Origin of the sequence: Streptomyces sp. NPDC005706 (assembly GCF_040631045.1) — a bacterium.
Lineage (GTDB): Bacteria > Actinomycetota > Actinomycetes > Streptomycetales > Streptomycetaceae > Streptomyces.
Genome location: NZ_JBEXYS010000038.1, coordinates 1 through 17792, shown reverse-complemented (window position 1 = coordinate 17792; position 17792 = coordinate 1). Strand labels below are relative to the sequence as shown.

17 protein-coding genes and 5 pseudogenes are annotated in these 17792 nt (G+C 68.2%); 12 read left to right on the top strand and 10 right to left on the bottom strand.

Annotation, left to right across the window (positions count from 1 at the left end):
- Positions 1–195 precede the first annotated feature (195 nt).
- The 6 genes and pseudogenes from ABZ478_RS34955 to ABZ478_RS34930 form a co-directional block, all read right to left on the bottom strand.
- The gene (locus tag ABZ478_RS34955) at positions 196–486 is read right to left on the bottom strand and encodes a hypothetical protein (RefSeq protein WP_359556059.1); all 291 of its coding nucleotides are present in this window, start codon (positions 484–486) and stop codon (positions 196–198) included.
- Positions 487–534: 48 nt separating this feature from the next.
- Positions 535–855, bottom strand: coding sequence for a hypothetical protein (locus ABZ478_RS34950; protein WP_359556056.1), 321 nt, complete (start codon positions 853–855; stop codon positions 535–537).
- 113 nt (positions 856–968) lie between these two features.
- Positions 969–1748, bottom strand: a complete 780-nt coding sequence (locus tag ABZ478_RS34945) for a D-Ala-D-Ala carboxypeptidase family metallohydrolase (protein ID WP_359556053.1) — start codon at positions 1746–1748, stop codon at positions 969–971.
- 88 nt (positions 1749–1836) lie between these two features.
- The gene (locus ABZ478_RS34940) at positions 1837–2289 is read right to left on the bottom strand and encodes a phospholipase (protein WP_359556050.1); all 453 of its coding nucleotides are present in this window, start codon (positions 2287–2289) and stop codon (positions 1837–1839) included.
- Positions 2290–2554: 265 nt separating this feature from the next.
- Positions 2555–3043: a TetR/AcrR family transcriptional regulator gene (locus tag ABZ478_RS34935; RefSeq protein ID WP_359556164.1), complete on the bottom strand. Its 489-nt coding sequence runs from the start codon at positions 3041–3043 to the stop codon at positions 2555–2557.
- A gap of 356 nt (positions 3044–3399) precedes the next feature.
- Positions 3400–4401 (bottom strand): annotated as a pseudogene (locus ABZ478_RS34930) (alpha/beta hydrolase).
- Here ABZ478_RS34930 and ABZ478_RS34925 point away from each other — a divergent pair.
- Positions 4289–4546, top strand: a complete 258-nt coding sequence (locus tag ABZ478_RS34925; protein ID WP_359556170.1) for a hypothetical protein — start codon at positions 4289–4291, stop codon at positions 4544–4546. The pseudogene ABZ478_RS34930 and the gene ABZ478_RS34925 overlap by 113 nt on opposite strands.
- A gap of 109 nt (positions 4547–4655) precedes the next feature.
- Here ABZ478_RS34925 and ABZ478_RS34920 read toward each other — a convergent pair whose 3' ends face one another.
- Positions 4656–4967: a hypothetical protein gene (locus ABZ478_RS34920; RefSeq protein WP_359556047.1), complete on the bottom strand. Its 312-nt coding sequence runs from the start codon at positions 4965–4967 to the stop codon at positions 4656–4658.
- Positions 4968–5066: 99 nt separating this feature from the next.
- Between ABZ478_RS34920 and ABZ478_RS34915 the strand changes: the two genes are divergently transcribed.
- Together ABZ478_RS34915 and ABZ478_RS34910 are read left to right on the top strand one after the other, a co-directional pair.
- On the top strand, positions 5067–6509 hold the full coding sequence (locus ABZ478_RS34915; RefSeq protein ID WP_359556045.1) for an aldehyde dehydrogenase: 1443 nt from the start codon (positions 5067–5069) through the stop codon (positions 6507–6509).
- A 166-nt stretch (positions 6510–6675) separates the two neighbouring features.
- Positions 6676–6825: a hypothetical protein gene (locus ABZ478_RS34910; RefSeq protein ID WP_359556042.1), complete on the top strand. Its 150-nt coding sequence runs from the start codon at positions 6676–6678 to the stop codon at positions 6823–6825.
- Positions 6826–6827: 2 nt separating this feature from the next.
- Here the strand turns inward: ABZ478_RS34910 and ABZ478_RS34905 are convergent, their stop codons facing one another.
- The 3 genes and pseudogenes from ABZ478_RS34905 to ABZ478_RS34895 form a co-directional block, all read right to left on the bottom strand.
- Positions 6828–7391, bottom strand: a complete 564-nt coding sequence (locus ABZ478_RS34905) for a CGNR zinc finger domain-containing protein (protein WP_359556039.1) — start codon at positions 7389–7391, stop codon at positions 6828–6830.
- A gap of 114 nt (positions 7392–7505) precedes the next feature.
- Positions 7506–7731: pseudogene (locus tag ABZ478_RS34900) on the bottom strand (hypothetical protein); the annotation flags it as partial.
- A 277-nt stretch (positions 7732–8008) separates the two neighbouring features.
- Positions 8009–9676: an FAD-binding oxidoreductase gene (locus tag ABZ478_RS34895; RefSeq protein WP_359556037.1), complete on the bottom strand. Its 1668-nt coding sequence runs from the start codon at positions 9674–9676 to the stop codon at positions 8009–8011.
- Positions 9677–9734: 58 nt separating this feature from the next.
- On the opposite strand from ABZ478_RS34895, the gene ABZ478_RS34890 reads away from it, so the two are divergent.
- The 9 genes and pseudogenes from ABZ478_RS34890 to ABZ478_RS34850 form a co-directional block, all read left to right on the top strand.
- Positions 9735–10403 (top strand): TetR/AcrR family transcriptional regulator, encoded by a 669-nt coding sequence (locus tag ABZ478_RS34890; RefSeq protein ID WP_359556035.1) that lies wholly within the window; start codon positions 9735–9737, stop codon positions 10401–10403.
- Between the two features lie 287 nt (positions 10404–10690).
- Positions 10691–10999, top strand: a pseudogene (locus ABZ478_RS34885) (VOC family protein); the annotation flags it as partial.
- Between the two features lie 539 nt (positions 11000–11538).
- A complete protein-coding gene (locus tag ABZ478_RS34880) occupies positions 11539–13011 on the top strand; it encodes a sialidase family protein (protein WP_359556032.1) in 1473 nt (490 codons plus the stop codon).
- Positions 13012–13065: 54 nt separating this feature from the next.
- Positions 13066–13416, top strand: coding sequence for a DUF6281 family protein (locus tag ABZ478_RS34875; protein WP_359556029.1), 351 nt, complete (start codon positions 13066–13068; stop codon positions 13414–13416).
- Positions 13417–14725: 1309 nt separating this feature from the next.
- Complete coding sequence (locus ABZ478_RS34870) at positions 14726–14950, top strand: cold shock domain-containing protein (protein WP_359556026.1); 225 nt, start codon at positions 14726–14728, stop codon at positions 14948–14950.
- A 10-nt stretch (positions 14951–14960) separates the two neighbouring features.
- Positions 14961–15302, top strand: a pseudogene (locus ABZ478_RS34865) (hypothetical protein); the annotation flags it as partial.
- 401 nt (positions 15303–15703) lie between these two features.
- Entirely contained in the window at positions 15704–16243 is a 540-nt protein-coding gene (locus ABZ478_RS34860) for a winged helix-turn-helix domain-containing protein (RefSeq protein ID WP_359556024.1), read from the top strand.
- Positions 16240–17538, top strand: coding sequence for an MFS transporter (locus ABZ478_RS34855; protein WP_359556021.1), 1299 nt, complete (start codon positions 16240–16242; stop codon positions 17536–17538). Before ABZ478_RS34860 ends, ABZ478_RS34855 begins: the two co-directional genes overlap by 4 nt.
- 150 nt (positions 17539–17688) lie before the next feature.
- Positions 17689–17792: pseudogene (locus tag ABZ478_RS34850) on the top strand (DNA-directed RNA polymerase subunit alpha); the annotation flags it as partial.

The window sequence follows — 17792 nt, the reverse complement described above, 5'->3', positions numbered from 1 at the left end:
GCGCGCTGGGCGACTTGAGGAACGTGAGAGGAGTCGGCGGCCGCACGGGCGTGACCCAAGCGGCGGCTGGTACCCCTGGACCAACTCCTGGTCACGCGTGCGCATCTGCGGCTGGGGCCGCCGCCCGCTGCATTGGCGGAGTTCTACGCGGTGGACCGCTCAACCATCTCCGGCTCGATCCGTAGGATCCGCTCGTCAGCAGAACCAGCCGTCCTGGACCCAGCCTCGGCGGTTGATGTCTCCGTACGCGAAGCCGTACGCCCATCCGCTCCTTTTGCTCTCCACCAGGAAGGTCTGCCCCTGGTACAGAGTGCCCATCCAGGCGCCGACCGGTTCGGTGCGGACATAGAGGTCGGTGGCGCACACTGTCTCACGCACACCGACGGTGCCGTTCGAGTAGGCGAGCGCCGGTCCGGCGCCCAGCAGCAGTGCTGCGCCGGCCGCGGTGACGACGGCGGCCGCACGGCCGCCACGGAAGACGGGCATCGAGGAGAGTCCTTTCTCTGCGTCGCTGGGGAGGTGTGCGGTGGCCGCTCACCAGGAGTCGTAGCCGCCGATGCATTCGTAGCGCACGTAACCCCAGTCGTTGGGGCCGTAGTCGAAGGTGGCGGCCCATCCGTTGTAGACGGGATGCGCGCCCTGGGTATGGCCGACCTTGTTGCCGTAGGTGAGGGTGCGGAGGTAACCGGTCGGGCCGGACGCGCTGTTGTAGTTGGCGTAGAAGCTCGCGGTCTGGCACACGATGATCGCGTGCTGCGGTGGGACGTCGGCCCGGGCAGCGGAATGCTGCAGGGCGACGGCGACGGCGGCGACGGCGGCGGCCGCCACGGCGAACGTCCTTTTCAGGGCTTGCACCAGATACCAACTCCCATTCTCACAGAGCCAGTCGAGGCTTGCAGCGCAGTGCAGTGCAGTGCTGCGTGCTGAGCCTTGTGCGCGCTCGTCGGCGTAGGGGCCCGGGCGACGGGTCACACGACGCCGCTCTCCCACCACCAGGAGCCGGAGCCGTATGAGGAGTACTGCACCCGGCTGTCCACGTGCTGCCACGAGTGGCTGTAGGCCTCCAGACCGGAGAAGCCGCAGGTCTCGGCGATCTTGTACACCTGCAGCGTGGTGTGGCCCGCGACCACTATGTCCGCGGCGACTCCGTAGACATGCATGCTGTTCGAGGCGCCGCCCACCGAGGAGTTGTGGGCGATGCTGCGAAAGCCGGAGTTGATGGTGATCGAGCTGTTGCCGGCCTTCTTGCGCACGGCCTCCAGCTTGTACATCAGGCGGCGCACGTTCTCCTTGACCTGCGCGGCGCTCACCTTGCCGCCACCGAACCCCGAGCCGTCGTTGGAGTAGAACTCGCTCCAGTCGAAGTGCGCGGACGAACCGTCGCTGCTCTCCAAACTGTTCAGGACGCTCTGCGTCTGCGGTCCGACGACACCGTCCGCCGTCAGGCCGTACGCGGACTGGAACCGCCTGACCGCGCTCGCGGTGGCCGGTCCGAAGGCGCCGTCCCAGGCGACGTACGTCTGCTGGGCGCCGGATGCGGCCCAGCCGCCGACGCGCACCTGCAGTTCCGTCACGTCGGCACCGCTCATGCCCTGCTGGAGTGTGCGTGTCCAGCCGTACGCCGAAGCCGTGCCGGCCGCCCCGACGCCGCCGGCAAGCGCCACCCCGGCCACCGCCGACCAGCCTGCCGCGCCACGCAGGAAGGTGCGACGCCGGATGCCACCGTCCGCACTTTCCGCTGCGTTCATGCCCGCCATCCCACATCCCTTTCCGTGCTTCCTCGGCCCTGGTCATACCGGCCGGCCGCTGCCGGCCGGCGAGGACGCGACGCATTCGTCAGCCGAACGCCTTGACCGCCTGGTAGTAGGTCCATGCCGTGCTGTTGCACGAGGTCTTCGTGCCACCCGTGTAGTTGAGGCAGACGCGCTTGAGATCCTCGTAGAGGGCGCTGTCCAGACGGGCCTTGTTGGCGCTGAAGGTGCCTGCGGCCTTGTAGTTGCGGTAGCCGAAGTCATGACGGGCGCAGGACATGGAGAAGGGGAAGCCGAACGGGTTGTCCGGGGAGGAGGAGCAGTAGTCGGTGGACCAGTCGAACGCGTACGCGGACCAGGCGGCCTGGTTCCCGCGGGCGGCGGCCCAGGCGTTGTAGCTCGACGCGCTGGTCTGGGTCCAGTTCGCGAGGGCTTGGGGCTTGTCGGCGGGTGCGGCGTCGGCGGCGGTCGCGGTGCCGACGACGGTGAGGACGGCCAGGGCCGAGGCGGAAAGGCCTACGGAGAGTCTTCGGTGCATCCCAACACCTCCACGGAACCGCGATCCGCCCGTCGGACCGCAGGTTCATGACAAGATGATTGATGCATCAACAGGACTTGCCAACCCCACGGTCCCCACTGATTGGTGAATTCTCGGCTTTGCTCGAGAGTCCTCGGCCGACCGATGGTCTCGCCGCCTGCCCCGGTGCAGGGCCTGACGCGCGGTCCGGGGTTGCGTCAACTTCCACTCACTCACCGAGCCGACAGGTCCCGCACGTCCGCCCGGACATCCGGGTGCCCGGGCGTCAGGGCGCTCCGAGGCCGTTCAGCAAGGTGTCGACGACGACGTCTGCCGCCTGGCCCGCGCTCAGTTCGGGTAGTTGGCGGGAGACGAGGTGCATGAGCTGGGGGAGGAGCGCGCTGACCCATCCCGCGGGGAGGTCGGGGCGCAGGAAGCCTTCGTCCGTGGCGCGTCGGAGAAAGGCGTCGACTTCGCGGGCGGAGGCATCGCGGCGGGCGCGGACGTCGTCGTCCGCGAGCATGCGGTTCAGGTCGACTGGCCAGGTGCGGTTGACGGCGATGATGTTCTCGACGTAGCGGTGCAGGGCCACGGCGGCGGGGGCTTCGCGGAGCCGGGCGTCTGCGATGGCGTGCTCGATGGCCGTGAGGCGGGATTCGTAGATGGCCGCCAAAAGATCTTCGCGGGAGGCGAAGCGGCGGTAGACGGTGCGCCGGTCCACGCCTGCTTCGCCGGCGATGCTCGCGATGCTGGCGCCGGGGTCGGCGGCGAGCATACGAGCTCCGGTGGTCAGGACGGCTTCCAGGTTGCGCGCTGCGTCGGCTCTCACCGCGCCGAGTCTAGCCACCGATGTGAAGTCTGAGGCATCTAACGCCTCTGTGGAGTGGAGCCATGGAGATCAAGTGGCTCAGGTGAGTGACATATGAGGGTTGCAGTGCCCAGGAAACTGCGGTGGTCAGTCCGTGCGTGATCGTCGGCCCTTTCTCCGCCAATGCGCACCGCTTCAACTGGTGACGAGTAAGGATCTCTTGGCCACATTCAAGGTGGTGACGAAATGAGTAGGCGCGGCCGGGAGGCAGTGGCGCTTCTCCCGGTCGTGCATACGTGCTGCCGAAGGCCTTCCGCCGACTCTCAGAGGTGGTCGGCGTCCACCACGGCCTGTGCGAAGGCGGTCGGTGCTTCCTGCGGGAGGTTGTGGCCGATGTCTGTGATGGTGCGGTGCTCGTAAGGGCCGGTGAAGTGGCCGCGGTAGGTGGAGCCGGCACCGGGCGGCGTGAAGGGGTCCAGGGCCGGGTCGAGGGTGATCGTGGGTACGGCGATCGGCGGCTGAGACGCGAGCGGCTTCTCGTAGCGGTCGTAACGGCGCTCACCCTGGATCAGGCCGATGCGCCAGCGGTAGTTGAAGAGGACGATGGCGGCGTAGTCGGGGTTCATGAAGGCCTGGGCGGTGCGTTCGAAGGTGGCGTCGTCGAAGTTCCAGTTGGGGGAGACGAGGGTCCACACGTAACGGCACAGCGCGATGCGGTGGTCGACGTTCTCCATGGCCTTCTTCCCCCGGTCAGTGCGAAATACCACTGGTACCACCAGTTGTGCTCCACGGCCGGGAGCGCGGGCTCGAGCTGCGCGCTGATCTTTGTGATCACGTAACCGCTGGTCGAGACAAGGGACTTGACTCGCTCGGGCCACAGCGCGGCGATGATGTCGGCGGTGCGTGAGCCCCAGTCGAACCCGGCGAGAACGGCCTTCTCGACTTCGAGGGCGTCCATCAGGGCGATGATGTCCAGCGCGACGGCGGACTGCTCTGCCGTGCGGGGGGTGTGGCGGGACAGGAATCTTGTGCTGCCGTGGCCGCGCAGGTAGGGGACGATGACGCGGTACCCCAGGTCGGCCAGGAGCGGGGTGACGTCGACGTAGCTGTGGATGTCATACGGCCAGCCGTGCAGGCAGATGACGACCGGGCCGTGAGCGGGGCCGGCCTCCGCGTATCCGATGTCGAGCAGGCAGGCCCGCCTTGACCTGCTTGATCGTGCTGAACTCGGTTTGGGTGCCGGGCGTGATGGTGGGAACCGTGGGTCCGGAAGCGCTGCCCGCCTGGCGCGTGGTGCTCGCGGTGGATGCGGTAGAGGAGGCGATGGGTGCGGCGGCCGCGCTGGTCTGCCGGCCGGACAGCGAGACCGCGGCCGCGCCGGTGCTCAAGCCGACGGCCTTGCTGAAGGTGCGCCTGTTGATCATGAGGAGCCTTCCGTCATGCGATTCCGGTGGCCGTGACCGTGACTGAAGTGCCCTGAACGGACCTGAGCCGAGCCCGCGGAGTCTGGCAGCTTCATCGGTGGTGTGTGACCTCGGTGCCCTTGCGTCGTTGACCCTCACACAAGCGGCGTCACCTGTCAAAGGGGTGACGCATGGCCGTTCGTGCGGATGAGGGTGCGAGCGCCGATGCTGTGCGGATACGCCTCGACCACGACGTCGGCCGTCCGTCCGGGGTTCATGCGCCCGAGCTGGCGCGAGGCCGGCTCCACCAGTTGCGGCAGCAGTGCGCCGGCCCATCGCTTCGCGGTGTCGGGGTGCAGCATGCGCTCGTCGGCGGCGCGTTTAAGAAGGGTGTCGATCTCCTGGACGCAGGCCTCGCGGCGGGCGCGGACGTCGTCGTGGGCAAGCATGCGGTTCAAGCCGACGGGCCACGCTTCCGACTCGTACATGTGGACCTAGATACAAGAAATGCTACAGTAATGTGGCACTTCGCTGATCGCTTCAAGTGTCCGAGCGACCCGAGTCGAAAGCGTCCAAGGAGAAGACACGTGATCACCTACGACCGGCTCTTCATCGCAGGCTCCTGGGTGAAGCCGAGCAACCCCGAGCCGCTCGACATCGCCTCGCCGCACGACCGGTCCGTCGTGGGCCGTGCCGCGCAGGCGCGACCCGCCGACGTCGACCAGGCGCTCGCCGCGGCGCGAGCGTCGTTCGAGTCGGGCGAGTGGCGGCAGACCCCACCTGATGAACGCATCGCCGTACTACGGCAGTTCAACGGGCTTCGTGAGGACAACGCAGAGAAGATCGCACGCCTGATCTCGCTGGAGAGCGGCTCGGCCGGCTGGTTCACCCGTGCTGGGCAGCCCGGCCTCACGCGGCAGGCGAACGCCTACCTGAAGGCGGCTGAGGAGTTCGGCTGGGAGGAGACGCTCGCACCCTCCGACCCCGCGTCCACGGTTCGCAGTGTGGTGCGTCGCGAGGCGGTCGGTGTCGTGGCCGCGGTCATTCCGTGGAACTCCCCCTTTTCGTCGGCTACTTCGAAGATCATCCCTGCCCTGCTCGCCGGAAACTCCGTGGTTCTGAAGGTGTCCCCGGAGAACTCGCTGAGCATGGGCTTCCTCGCCGAGCTGCTGGAGCGGGTGGGCCTGCCCGAGGGTGCGATCAGTGTTCTGCCCGCGGACCGGCAGACCAGTGAGTACCTGGTGTCGCACCGGGTGGTCGACAAGATCGCGTTCACCGGCTCGACGCGGGCCGGCCGTCGTATCGCCGCGATCGCCGGCGAGCAGCTCAAGAGGGTCAGCCTGGAGTTGGGTGGCAAGTCCGCCGCGATCATCCTGCCCGGCGCCGACATCGAAAAGGCCATCGCGGGAGTGAAGTTCGGCTCCCTGCTCAACAATGGCGAGTCCTGCATCGCCCAAACCCGGATTCTTGCCCCGCGTAGCCGCTACGAGGAAGTCGTGGCCGGAATCAAGGAACTGGTGGAGTCGCTGAAGGTCGGCGACCCCGGCGACCCCGACACATTCATCGGCCCGATGATCCGCCCCGACCAGCAGGAGCGGGTGCGCGGTTACATCCGGCTCGGTATCGAGGAGGGCGCCCGCCTGGTCACCGGTGGCCCGCAGATCCCGGAGGGTCTGGAGAAGGGCAACTACGTCACGCCCACCGTCTTCGCCGACGTCGACAACTCCATGCGGATCGCGCAGGAGGAGATCTTCGGCCCGGTCCTGGTGGTCATCGCCTACGACGACGAGGACGATGCCGTGCGTATCGCCAACGACTCCGAGTACGGCCTCTCCGGCGGAGTCTGGTCCGCCGACGAGGAGCAGGCGCTGGCCGTCGCCCGCCGCGTCCGCACAGGCACCATCACCGTCAACGGCGCTTTCGTAGCCTTCGACGGCCCGTTCGGCGGCTTCAAGGCGAGCGGCATCGGCCGCGAGTACGGGGCGGTCGGCCTCGGCACGTACACCGAGTACAAGACCATCACCCTCTGACAGGGACCGGCCGACCGGTCGGCGGCGCGCAACCGCAGGTGCCCCGAGCGCCGTCACCGTATCGGTCAGTGACGAAGGCTGCTGCCATGGGGCCTCGCGGCGAGGAGCGCCATGGCCGACAGGCGAGCGAAGACCTTCCACGTCCGATCAGTCGGGGAAGCCGGTCATGGTCAGCCACACCGCGGTCGTCGGCGTCGTGGGGGAGCGCCTCACCAGCACCGGCATTACCGCCGAGGTCACGCTTACCCATGCAGACGGCGGCGAAGTCTCCCTCGCTGCGGTCCCCGACCCCGTACTCGGCGGCGACAGCTCCTGAGGTCAGTGCGTGGCTGTCGCGGGTGCGGTCTTCTTGCGCGCCCGGTAGGCCGCCGCCTTGATCTTGTTGCCGCAGGCCTCCATGCCGCACCACTGGCGCCGCATGCCCCGCGAGCGGTCGATGTAGACCCGGGTGCACTCGGGGTTGCCGCACTCCTTCAGCAGGGGGACGTCCGGGCCGCTGAGCAGTTCGACGGCCTGGCGGGCGACAGTGGCCAGGGCCCGCACGGGAGTGGCCTCCGTGTGCCGGCCGCCCAGGGTGAGCTGTGGCGTCGCCGGCGCCTTGCGTGCGGCGCCGTTGAGCACGGCGAGAGCCTCCCGGTTGAATCCCTCGCCGAGACGCCGGTCGGTGACGAGCCGGTAGATGGCCTCGCGAACCGTGATCGCCTCCTGGACGTCGTCCTCCCCGGCGGGCGTGATCGTGTCCACCAGGCCGGACTCCAGATACCAGGCGTTGAGCCGTCCCGGCGTCGCGAACATGTCGAACCGGGTCGAGCGCCGGGCGCGGAGGGTGGCCGCGAAGTCGAGAGCCGGATTTCCGCATACGAAGACATGGTCTGGGTTCACGTCACCATCTTGACGGGTGACTGCTTGGCGTGCAAGGTTCGTCACCGTTCCAGGAGGTCTTCAGGCGTTGATCCGGGACGAGGCGTGCTCTCGCACTCGGTAGAAAGCGGCATGCGCGTTTTCGGTCCTCCCGGCGTGCCGGCGTACTGGCGCGGGACACCGACGGTGTGCCTGCCCTTCTTCACGTCCCCGCTTTGGCCCACTCCGCGATGCTTCAGTAGTTCTTGCGCGGCAGGTCCGACAGCAGCCCTCGCGCCGAGTCCCGCACCCGGCGCCGGGGCTCAGCCCGCGGGAACCAGCCCGCATCCGGCCCATCAGGACCTCGAACGCCTCCTGCCAGTGGGTAAGGTCCACGCTGTGACCCGCGGCCACCGCATGACCTTCAGTCTTCACACACCGATGACCAGCGGTGGCCGTACCCGTCCCTCAGCCGACTCCACCGAACGCACCGCCCTCGGTGAGTACCCGAGGGCGGTTTGCCCGACGTCTCGATCGCTGTCACAACGGCCGGTAGGCGTGCTGATGGCCCAACTGGGCTCCGTGCTCGTCGGGTGACGACCCGCGTTTGTCATCCGTGACGCAGGTGCCCCGTCCGCCCGGCCCTTGTCCCGAGCGGATCACTTGTGCCGTTCGGACGGCATGGAAGCGGCCGTGTCGTCGACATCATGAGATGAGGCAGGATCGAGCAGCACACCCGCATTGAGGATCCCGGCCGGGTCGAGCGCCTGCTTCGCGGCGCGCAGAGCCAGAGCGAAGGGTTCGGGGCGCTGGCGGTCGTAGCCGGGCCGGTGGTCGCGACCGACGGCGTGGTGGTGGGTGACGGTTGCATCGTGGTCGTGAAGGACGCTCATGGTCGCGGACTTGATCTCGTCCCACATCGCCACTTCCGAGCCGCGCCTGCCCGGTGCGATCACGGTGAAGTATGGCGCGGGTCCGTCCGGATAGACGTGTGTGAAGCGGCAGTTGATGGTGCCGGCCGTGCCCGCCACCTCCTTGACGATCTCGGCCAGCCCGCTGCGCATCGATGCGTACAACTCCGGTGCGCGGTCCCAGGTGCAGGCTGTTTCGAAGGTCTCGCTCATCACGCTCATACGGGCGAGCCCGTCGCGGAGATAGGGCATTCTCAGAAATGCCGAGCGCCAGGTGTTCGCGGCAGTGTCCGCGCCGCCGGATTCCCTCGCGGTGGGTGTGCCCCCGTGGTCTCGTGCGAGGGCGACGAGGGTGGCCAGGCGTTCCTCAACGCGGAAGTGTGCCGATTCCTCCCCCAAGACGAGGATACTTTCACCCTTTTGTGCGATGCCGGCCAGGGCGGCTTCCCCCGGATCGAGGAGTCGGCAGTTCGCTGGATGCAGACCCGACTGCGCGATGGCGCGCACCGCGTCCATGGCAGCGTGGATGTCGTGGAAGAGAACCGTGGCCGAAGCCTTGTGACGGGGGCGTTCTTGGAGTCGCATCCAGGCCTCGGTGATCACGCCGAGTGTACCTTCGGACCCCAGGAACAGCCGGTCGGGGGAAGGGCCCGCGCCCGACCCCGGCACTCGCAGCGACTGGTTGATGCCGACCGGGGTCACGACGCGCAGCGACTCCACGAGGTCGTCTATGTGGGTGTGGAGTGTGGCGTAGTGGCCGCCCGCCCGTGTCGCGAGCCATCCGCCCAGAGTGGAGTGTTCGAAGCTCTGGGGGAAGTGCCGCAGGGTCAGTCCGTGCGGTCGCAGTTGCGCCTCCAGGGAGGGGCCCAGGACACCGGCCTGGATCCGTGCTGCGCGGCTGGTCCTGTCGATCTCCAGCACCTGGTTCATCGCTGAGAGGTCCAGGGACACCACGCCGCGATGCCGGTCGGCGCGGTACTCGACTCCGCCGACGACCGAAGTGCCGCCACCGAACGGCACTACGGCCACCTCGGCGTCGGCCGCCCAGTCGAGGATGTCGATGACGTCCTGCTCGGTCCGGGGGTGGGCGACTTGGTCGGGTGCTGCTGCGAGGTCTCCACGGAGTGCGCGGACCACGTCGCGGTACGCCTTGCCGTATGTGTGCGCGGCGCGGTCCCAGGGCTCGGCCGACATCAACGGGGCGAGTTGCGTAGGCGGTTCCACGCGAACTTTCGGCAGGGCGAGGGCGGAGACGTCGGGAACGGGGAGCGGAGTGGGCGCTGCGCCGGGGAGCAAGCGCCCGAGCGCGGTGCACTCGGCGTCGGACAGTGCCTTGTTCTCGGCGCCCCAGCCCCACCAGGAACGGCGGGGGGTAGTGCCGGTCGATGGTGCCTTCCTGGTAGGGCTGTCGGCCACGGAGTTGACCTTTCGGTAATTTACCTCTTGGTAAGTTACTGCAACGTATAGTTCCTTCATGGCAACCGCAAGATCCTCGACTCCGCCGGATCCACTGGACGGCGCTCGGGAACGGAACCGCCCCGGAACGCGTGCCGGTACCAAAGGCGTACCGCGGGCCTACCGGGAGCAGCAGATCCTGGACGCCGCCGTTGCGGAGTTCGGCAGGCACGGATACGCCGCAGCGTCCATGGCGGAGATCGCCCGCCGCGTGGGCGTGACGAAACCCCTGCTGTACACCTACTTCGGTTCGAAGGACGGCCTCTGCATGGCCTGTCTCGATCGCATCGGCCCGCACCTGCTCGAGACGATCGACCGGGCCATGGCCTCGAACCCGCCGGAGGCCAGGCTGCCCCACACAGTGCTCACCGCCCTCTTCCGGGCGTTGGAAGGGCAGCGGCACGCCTGGTTCGTGCTGTACGACCGGACCCTGCCACCGGGCTCCGAACCCTGGTGTGTGGCCCGTCGCCATCGCGAGGCCATCGACGAACTGGCGGCCACCGGCACGGCCGCACTGCTGCACGTCCAGGGAAACGACGACGCCCTGGACGCCGACGTGCTCAAGCACGTCTGGACGGGTACGGTCAGCGCGCTGCTCGGCTGGTGGATCTCGCATCCCGAACTGTCCGCGCAGGACATGAGCGCACGCTGCGCTCGCCTCCTCACGGCGATCCGCAACGGTGCCTGAACACGGCTGCGCAAAGCGTCCGGGCCGTACATGGGTCGATGACCCCCTGCCGTTCTTGCGGTGCGACACCGACTTCAGCGGGCGCCGCAGCCGCGGCCGGACCGTGCCGCGCAGCGGGTACCCCGCCGCCGGCGATGCGCCCTGATGAACGGTGGGCGGGAGGGCCCAGGAGGTCGCCGACCTCGTGCTGCCGGTCCAGGTGACCGCCCATGGGGCGGTGGCCAGGCCACGGATGTGGGCAGTCAGCGCATAGCTCCAGGCGGCGGGCGACAACGAGACCCGCGCCCGTCGGCATCTACGGGGTCCGCAGCACCATCGCGATGATGCGCACACGGGACGGCCACAGCAAGCTGGAGCTGACGAGGTTCCACAACCCCGCGGCGATCGCTGCCGGACCGCTCAACTCGCCACCCAACACGCTGGGCCTGCACCGTGTCATGTTCGCCGTCGACGACATCGACGACACGATCAGCCGCCTGCGCCGCCATGGCGCCGAACTCCTCGGCGAGGTGGCGCAGTACGAGAACCTGTACCGACTCTGCAACCTCCGCGGTCCCTCGGGAATCATCGTCGCTCTTGCCGAACGGACCGGCTAGGCTCCGTCGAATCGGTCAGTGTCGGTTCCAGGTGGAGTGCGGCCTGGCAGGCGAACCATTTGTGTGCTGCCTTATAGGCTTAGCAACGACCCACTTTGCACGCACGCGTGGGAGCGCCTGACCACTTTCCGGCGCTTCGTGTGTCCCTGAGTGGCCTGGTCCAGCAGCGCCGGACAGGGCGTAGCGGGCAGTGTGGGTGGGGGCATGCGACGACGTGGCCTTACTCCGGCCCGGGGGATGATCGCGCCGCTGCCCGCATCGAGGTTGTCTTCGCCGATGCCCTGACCGCCCATCACACTACGAAGTGGCGCCACAGCAGCACGACCAATGAGCCGACCGGCACGGTGCGCCGCCGGTCGGCTCCGCCATGCTCTCGACGGCCGCGGGTAGGACTCCCCGTTCGGCCCATCAAGGGCGCCGGCCGCAACGCCGAAAAGGATCAAGCGGAGTCGCCCCGCCCCGTCGGTCCAGTACACCTCCAGTACCAGGCCGCCTCGATGTCCCGTAACCCCGGCCGCCAGGCCCGGAGGAGCTCCCGCATGCGCGTCTGCCTGCCCCTGACCGCCGTCACCGCCACCGCACTCCTGCTCGTCACGGTCACCGGCGCGAACCCCGCCGCAGCAGACCGGAACCCCGACGGCACACCACTGATCAAGGTGTCCCAGGGTGACCCGTACGCGGACTGCACCATCGGCGCGAGGTCTCCTGACAGCATCGTCTACCCGGGCACCGAGGTCGAACCGTACGTGGCCGTCGACCCGCGCGCCCCCAAGCGCGTGGTCACCGTGTTCCAGCAGGACCGCTGGAACGACGGCGGCGCTCGTGGCCTGGCGGCCGCCTGGACCACTGACGGCCACACCTTCCACCGGAGCACGCTGCCGTTCAGCCTGTGCGCCCCCGGCGGCGCGGACTTCGAACGGGCCTCCGACCCCTGGGTGAGCACCGGCCCGGACGGTACCGTCTACGCCGGCGGAGAGGGCGTCGACTTCACGAGGAGTACACGCAGCGGCCTTCTGGCCGCCACCTCCCGCGACGGCGGCCGCACCTGGCAGAACCCCACCACCACCCACGTAGACGAGCAGCCGTTCTTCAACGACAAGCCCTCGCTGACCGCCGACCCGGTCCGCGCGGGCACCGCCTACCAAGTCTGGAACCGCCTCGACAACGACCCGCCCGGCCCCAGCTCCCTTGACGGTCCGGGCTACATCGCGCTCACCCGCGACGGCGGCCGCACCTGGAGCAAGGGCCGCCCCTTCGTCGAGACCAGCGCCGTGCCCAACACGCAGACCATCGGCCATGTGATCGTCGCCGACCGGCGCACCGGCGCCCTGTACGACTTCTTCGACCGGATCACCTACTCCGACGACCTGAGCACCGTCATCGAAGCCCACTACGAGATGGTCACGTCGACCGACGCCGGAAAGACCTGGAGCGCCCCGGCGACCGTGGCCCGGGACACCTCCGTACCGGAGGTCGATCCGAACGACCCCACGAAGGCGCTGCGCGCCGCGGCCACCCTGCCCAGTCCGGCCGTCGACCCCAGGACCGGCACGTTGTACATGGCCTACGAGGGCTCGGACTTCTCCGGCGGCAGGTTCGACTCCGTCCAGCTCGTGCGCTCCACCGACGGCGGACGCACCTGGGGGACCCCCGGCCTGATCAGCCCGGAAGGCGTGCCGGCCTTCTCGCCGTCGATCGCGGTCGACGAGCGCGGCACAGTCGCGCTCACCTACTACGACCTGCGCTTCCTCAAGCCGGGCGACACCACCACCCTGCCCACCGCCTACCAGCTGGCCACACTGCCGCACGGAGACCCGAGGCGCCGGACCGAACGACGAATCTCGCGGGTCTTCGACTGGCTGCAGGCGCCGTTCGCCGGGGGCTACTTCCTCGGCGACTACCAAGGCCTGGTGGCCGACGGAAGGGGAGTACGGGCGGTGCTCACCGAGACCCACTCCGGCTCACCACTGAACCGTACGGACGTGTACACCGGCAGTCTCCACACCCGGTGACGACCCGAACATTTCGCTAGTGTCCAGCCTGACGGATCATGCTGCGATTGGTGGATGAAGGGCGAACCGTTCATTCACGTCAGGGGTGATTGCTCGGGCCAACAGCACATGCAGGGAGCCGCAACTCACCGGCACCGGCTACGACGGGTTTACTTGGGCGCAGAAGCCAAAGGTTTCACCGTAGGGGACAAGCTCGGTGCTGCCATACTTCCGCCGTGCGACGACAGCCCCAGCGATGACAGCGACGGTAAGACGGCGCCGACCTCGACGACTGCCTATGCGATCAAGGGAGTGGATCCCAGCATCGCCCTCGCGCTGAACGAGGCATCTGACGACATCATCGTCGTCAACGTCGACTCCGACAAGAAGCTGTCCGAGATCAAGGAAATGATCCGCCGCTCCTGATATCGAACGCCTTGAGGCACTCCACCAGGCCCATGGTTCTACCTTGTTCCTTTTACCCAATGGGCTGTTGGTGCGCGGACTGATGCGGAGCCACTCCGGGGGGATCTGCCTTGATGGCAGTGGGAGTACGACTACTACGACCACACCCGCCGCTCGTCCCTGTTGCACGAGACCTACCAGCATGACTCGGTGCTGCTGGGCAGCATAGCTGGACACGAGAACGGCCCCCGACCGATGTACCTGGTAGGGGCCGTTCTCACTGCTCATTACGCGGAGGCGGCGGGGTCATAGCTGTGTGTGGCACGCGGCTCTGCGACGCAACCCCCACGCTCTGAACCGGCCGCTCACGAAGATGCCTACGCCGATGGACAGCGCGATCAACAGAACCGACGGCACGCCGTCGACGGTCACGTGACGGCCTCCGGCTGCCAAAGACACCAGGAAAGCGATCGCCGTGAGGGTCGCGCCGGCCACGGTAACGAAGACCACGGTCTCGGCTCACCACATTGTCCGCGTCGGTTGAGTCGTCATGGCGATGTTGTACATGACGCGTCCGGTTTCCGTACAGCAGGGAGGGAAAGCAACCCCGCGCCGGGGACCGACCGCTGCCAACCCCGAGCAACAGCTGACGGCCCCTCGCAAGAAACCCGTCAAGGGGTCCGTTGATGTCTGACATCAACGCCTGTCACCAACAGCCGCGCACACGGGCTGACCAAGGTGGAGTACGGCGACCGGAGCTGAGCGGCCACGCCGTGCAGCACCCGGCTTTCCGGGTTGCCGTGATCGACGTGAGAAGGACGAGGCCAGACCGCAAACTCTCTGCCCGCGGGGTGCTGGCCCTGCCGATGGCCGCCGGCGCACTCTTGGCCCGGCAGTGGTGGGCGTGCCTGGTGTCGAGAGGCCCCGTACGACGTACGCCAGCAAGCCCAGAACTTGGCGTGGGCGCGAATAGCAGTCGGGCCCTCTGTGGGCCGTGCGGGGGCGCTCAACGACAACCAGCGTTGGCTAACGTCGACGGCTCTGCGGCTGGATGATGTTGTCGCGGCACGCCTCGGTGTCGAGGGCAACCCGTGGAGCCATCGTGCCTGGGGCGGCATCATCGAGCCGGCGCTCGGACTCGAGGGCTGAAATCCGTGCACACAGCGGCACCAGAGCAAGCGGGGAGTCGCGGGGGAAATCGCCCCACCCGATGAACCCGCCATGTCGCCGTTCGCGCAGGTCAGCGCCCGAACCGGCCTCAAAGGACCGCAGCTTCCCAAGCTGAGATACCAAGTGCGCCGGCGCAGACGAAAGCCGTATGGTGCTGCCCATGGTGACTGCGACTGTCCGCGAGTGGAACGACGAGGAAGGGTGGGGCGTGCTCGACTCCCCCGAGACTCCCGGCGGCTGCTTCGGCCACTACTCCGACATCCAGCTGACCGGCTTCCGCACGCTGTCGCCCGGACAGCAGGTTGACCTCACGTGGGAAGCCCCTGGCTTCAAGCAAGACGGGTACGCCTACCGCGCCGTGAGCATCGCGCCTCGGCCCGCCTGACATCAGGACGGGCCTGGTTCTGGAGGGGTCGGCACTCTGGCCCATGCGCGTCGCGAGGCTGCACGTCCCGCGCACGGCCGCCGTATGGCTCACCACCGACGACTCCGTAGTACGCGCCCGCGTTCACACGGCGGGCTGCTATGAAGCAGCCACAGACGAGGAACAGGTCCTCATGGACAAGTTCCTGGCCCGCACTGAGCGCTACCAGACCCTCATGATCGATGCCATCGACAGGCTGGGCCTGGATCGCATCGACGCGGGCCGCGGACAGTCTTCCGCAGAACTGGCTGACACCGTGCTGGCGGCAGCCGACGCGCAGACCGGGGTAGGGCGGTCATCCACCGGTCGGTGACCGTTCGTGGCGGCTCACCTACGGCATATCCCGACGCCGAGCGTTCCGCCCGCCCCACCAGCTCATATTGAAACGATCAGTCACTGCCCCGAGATGTGACGCGCCAACTCTTCGACAACCTGCCCTGCCTCGATGGTGTGCTGTCGCAAGGCAGCCGTGGCGTTCGCCTCGCGAGAGGTCTTCCACGCCCGAGCAGCGAGGCCGCCGAATGCTGCCGCTGCCGCGGCTGGGGACGCCTCAGCGAAGCTCGTGCGGGACTTTGGCTCGCCGCGTTGGCCGCGATCCCCGGATCGGCAGCGGGTGGGGGCGTGACAGAAGGTTGGGCGCGTCGGGCAGCGGGTTTTGGAGGTTCGCGTAAAAACCCCTTGCCCAATGGTCAAGAACCGTTGACCATTATTGGTGTGACTACCGATGATCTTCCCGAGACGTTTCACGTCACGACGGACGAGCAGTTGCGCGCCGTCTCCAATCTCACGCGTCACCGGATCATGGCCGTGCTCCGTTTCGAGCCGGCGACGATTACGCAGATCGCCGAGCGGGTGGGCCTCGCGAAGGGGAGTTCCAGCTATCACGTGCGGCTGTTGGAGCGGGCCGGGTTGGTGAAGGTGGTACGGACGCGGAAGGTGCGGGGTGTCACCGAGCGGTACTACGCGATGGCTGCGCGGGCGATCGTATTGCCGGATCCGGGTGAGGGAGGGCCGGATGTGCTGATGCGGCATGCGGTGGCGGACCTGGAGGCGTCGCCGGTGGATGGCGAGCGGCACGTGCGGATGGCGCATCTGCGGCTTACCGAGGAGCAGTTCGCGCAGCTGGGGGCGCGGCTGCAGGCGCTGGCGGACGAGTACCGGGAACTGTCCGATCCGTCGATGCCGGACGCGTCACTGGTCTTCGCACTGTTCCACCCGGCACCGCGCGAGCAGGCTGAGAAGGGCGCCAAGTGACTTTAGGCTTACGGAAGTTGCCGACGGGGTTCGGACGGTTGTGGACTGCGCAGACGGTGTCCTCGCTCGGTGACGGGGTGTCGCACGCCGCGCTGCCGCTGCTCGCGTTGACGTTGACGCGGGATCCGATGGCGCTCGCCGCCGTCACAGCCGCCGGGACGCTGCCGTGGCTGCTCTTCGGGGTGCTCGGTGGTGCGTTGGTGGACCGCTGGGACCGTCGGCGCACGATGTGGGTCATGGATGCGGCGCGTGCGGTGCTGCTCGCGGTACCGGCGGCAGCGGCCGTATTCGACGTGCTGAGCATTGGGCTGCTTGCGGCCGTCGCCTTCCTGCTCGGCCTCGGCGGGCTCTTCTTCGACACGGCCGCCACGGCCTATCTGCCGGATCTGCTCGGTCGCGACTCCGCACTCCTGGAGCGGGCCAACTCTCGACTGCGCGGAGCCCAGACCGCCATGTCCGGCTTCGCGGGGCCGCCTGCGGGCAGTGCGCTGCTCGCGCTCGGACGGGCGGTTCCGCTGCTCGCCGACGCGGTGTCGTTCATGCTCTCCGCACTGCTCGTACGGTCGCTGCCCGCCATGCCCCGGCCCGTGCCGAAGGTCCGCGAGTCGCTGATTCGGCAGGCGCGGGCCGGGGCCTCCTACGTCTTCCGGCACCGGGTGCTGCTCGGGCTCGCGCTCCGCCCGGCGGTCGGGAACGTCGCCTTCCTCGCCGTGGAGACCGTCCTCGCCCTCTTCGCGCACGACCGCCTCGGCATCGGCACTTACGGCTTTGGCCTGCTCCTGACGGCGGAGGCGACCGGCGGTCTGCTCGGTGCGGGCGTCGCCTCCTGTCTTGGCCGACGACTCGGCACCGGCACCGCCCTGACGTGCACAGCCGCAGTTGAAGGGCTTGCCATCCTGGGCCTTGCCGCTGCCCCGAACCCGTACGTGGCCGGGCTGGCGCTCGCCGTCTGCGGGGCCGGCATGGGTGCCACAATGGTGCTCGGGCCCTCCCTCCGGCAGGCGATTGTTCCGGCCCATCTCATGGGCCGGGTCGCCTCCACCTCCCGCATGCTGGCCATGTGCGCCGCCCCCATGGGAGCCTTCCTCGGCGGCTGGCTGGCCACCACCTACGACGTCCGCACCCCGCTCTACGCTGCCGCCGTCCTCCTTCTGGCGATGACGGCCGTGACGGCGTCGATGACCAGCAACCGCCGGGTCGAAGCGGCGCTGCGTGCGGCTGCCCCGGCCGGCGGTCCTGATCACCCGGCATCCCAGGATCCCTCCCAGCGGTCGCGGGTTTCGAGGCCCGGATAACCGGCACGGTGGCGATCTCGGGCAGGGAGACAGATTGCTTCCGGAGTGGTCCGTGGGCGGTTCGGCATCGTGGGCGGGCCGAACCGCCCGTACCCTTACCCGTGTCCACGGCGTCATATAGCGGGCGCCCCATCTTGGAGGCAATACGTCATGCTGATTGCTCAGCGTCCCTCGTTGACCGAAGAGGTCGTCGACGAGTTCCGCTCCCGGTTCGTGATCGAGCCGCTGGAGCCGGGCTTCGGCTACACCCTCGG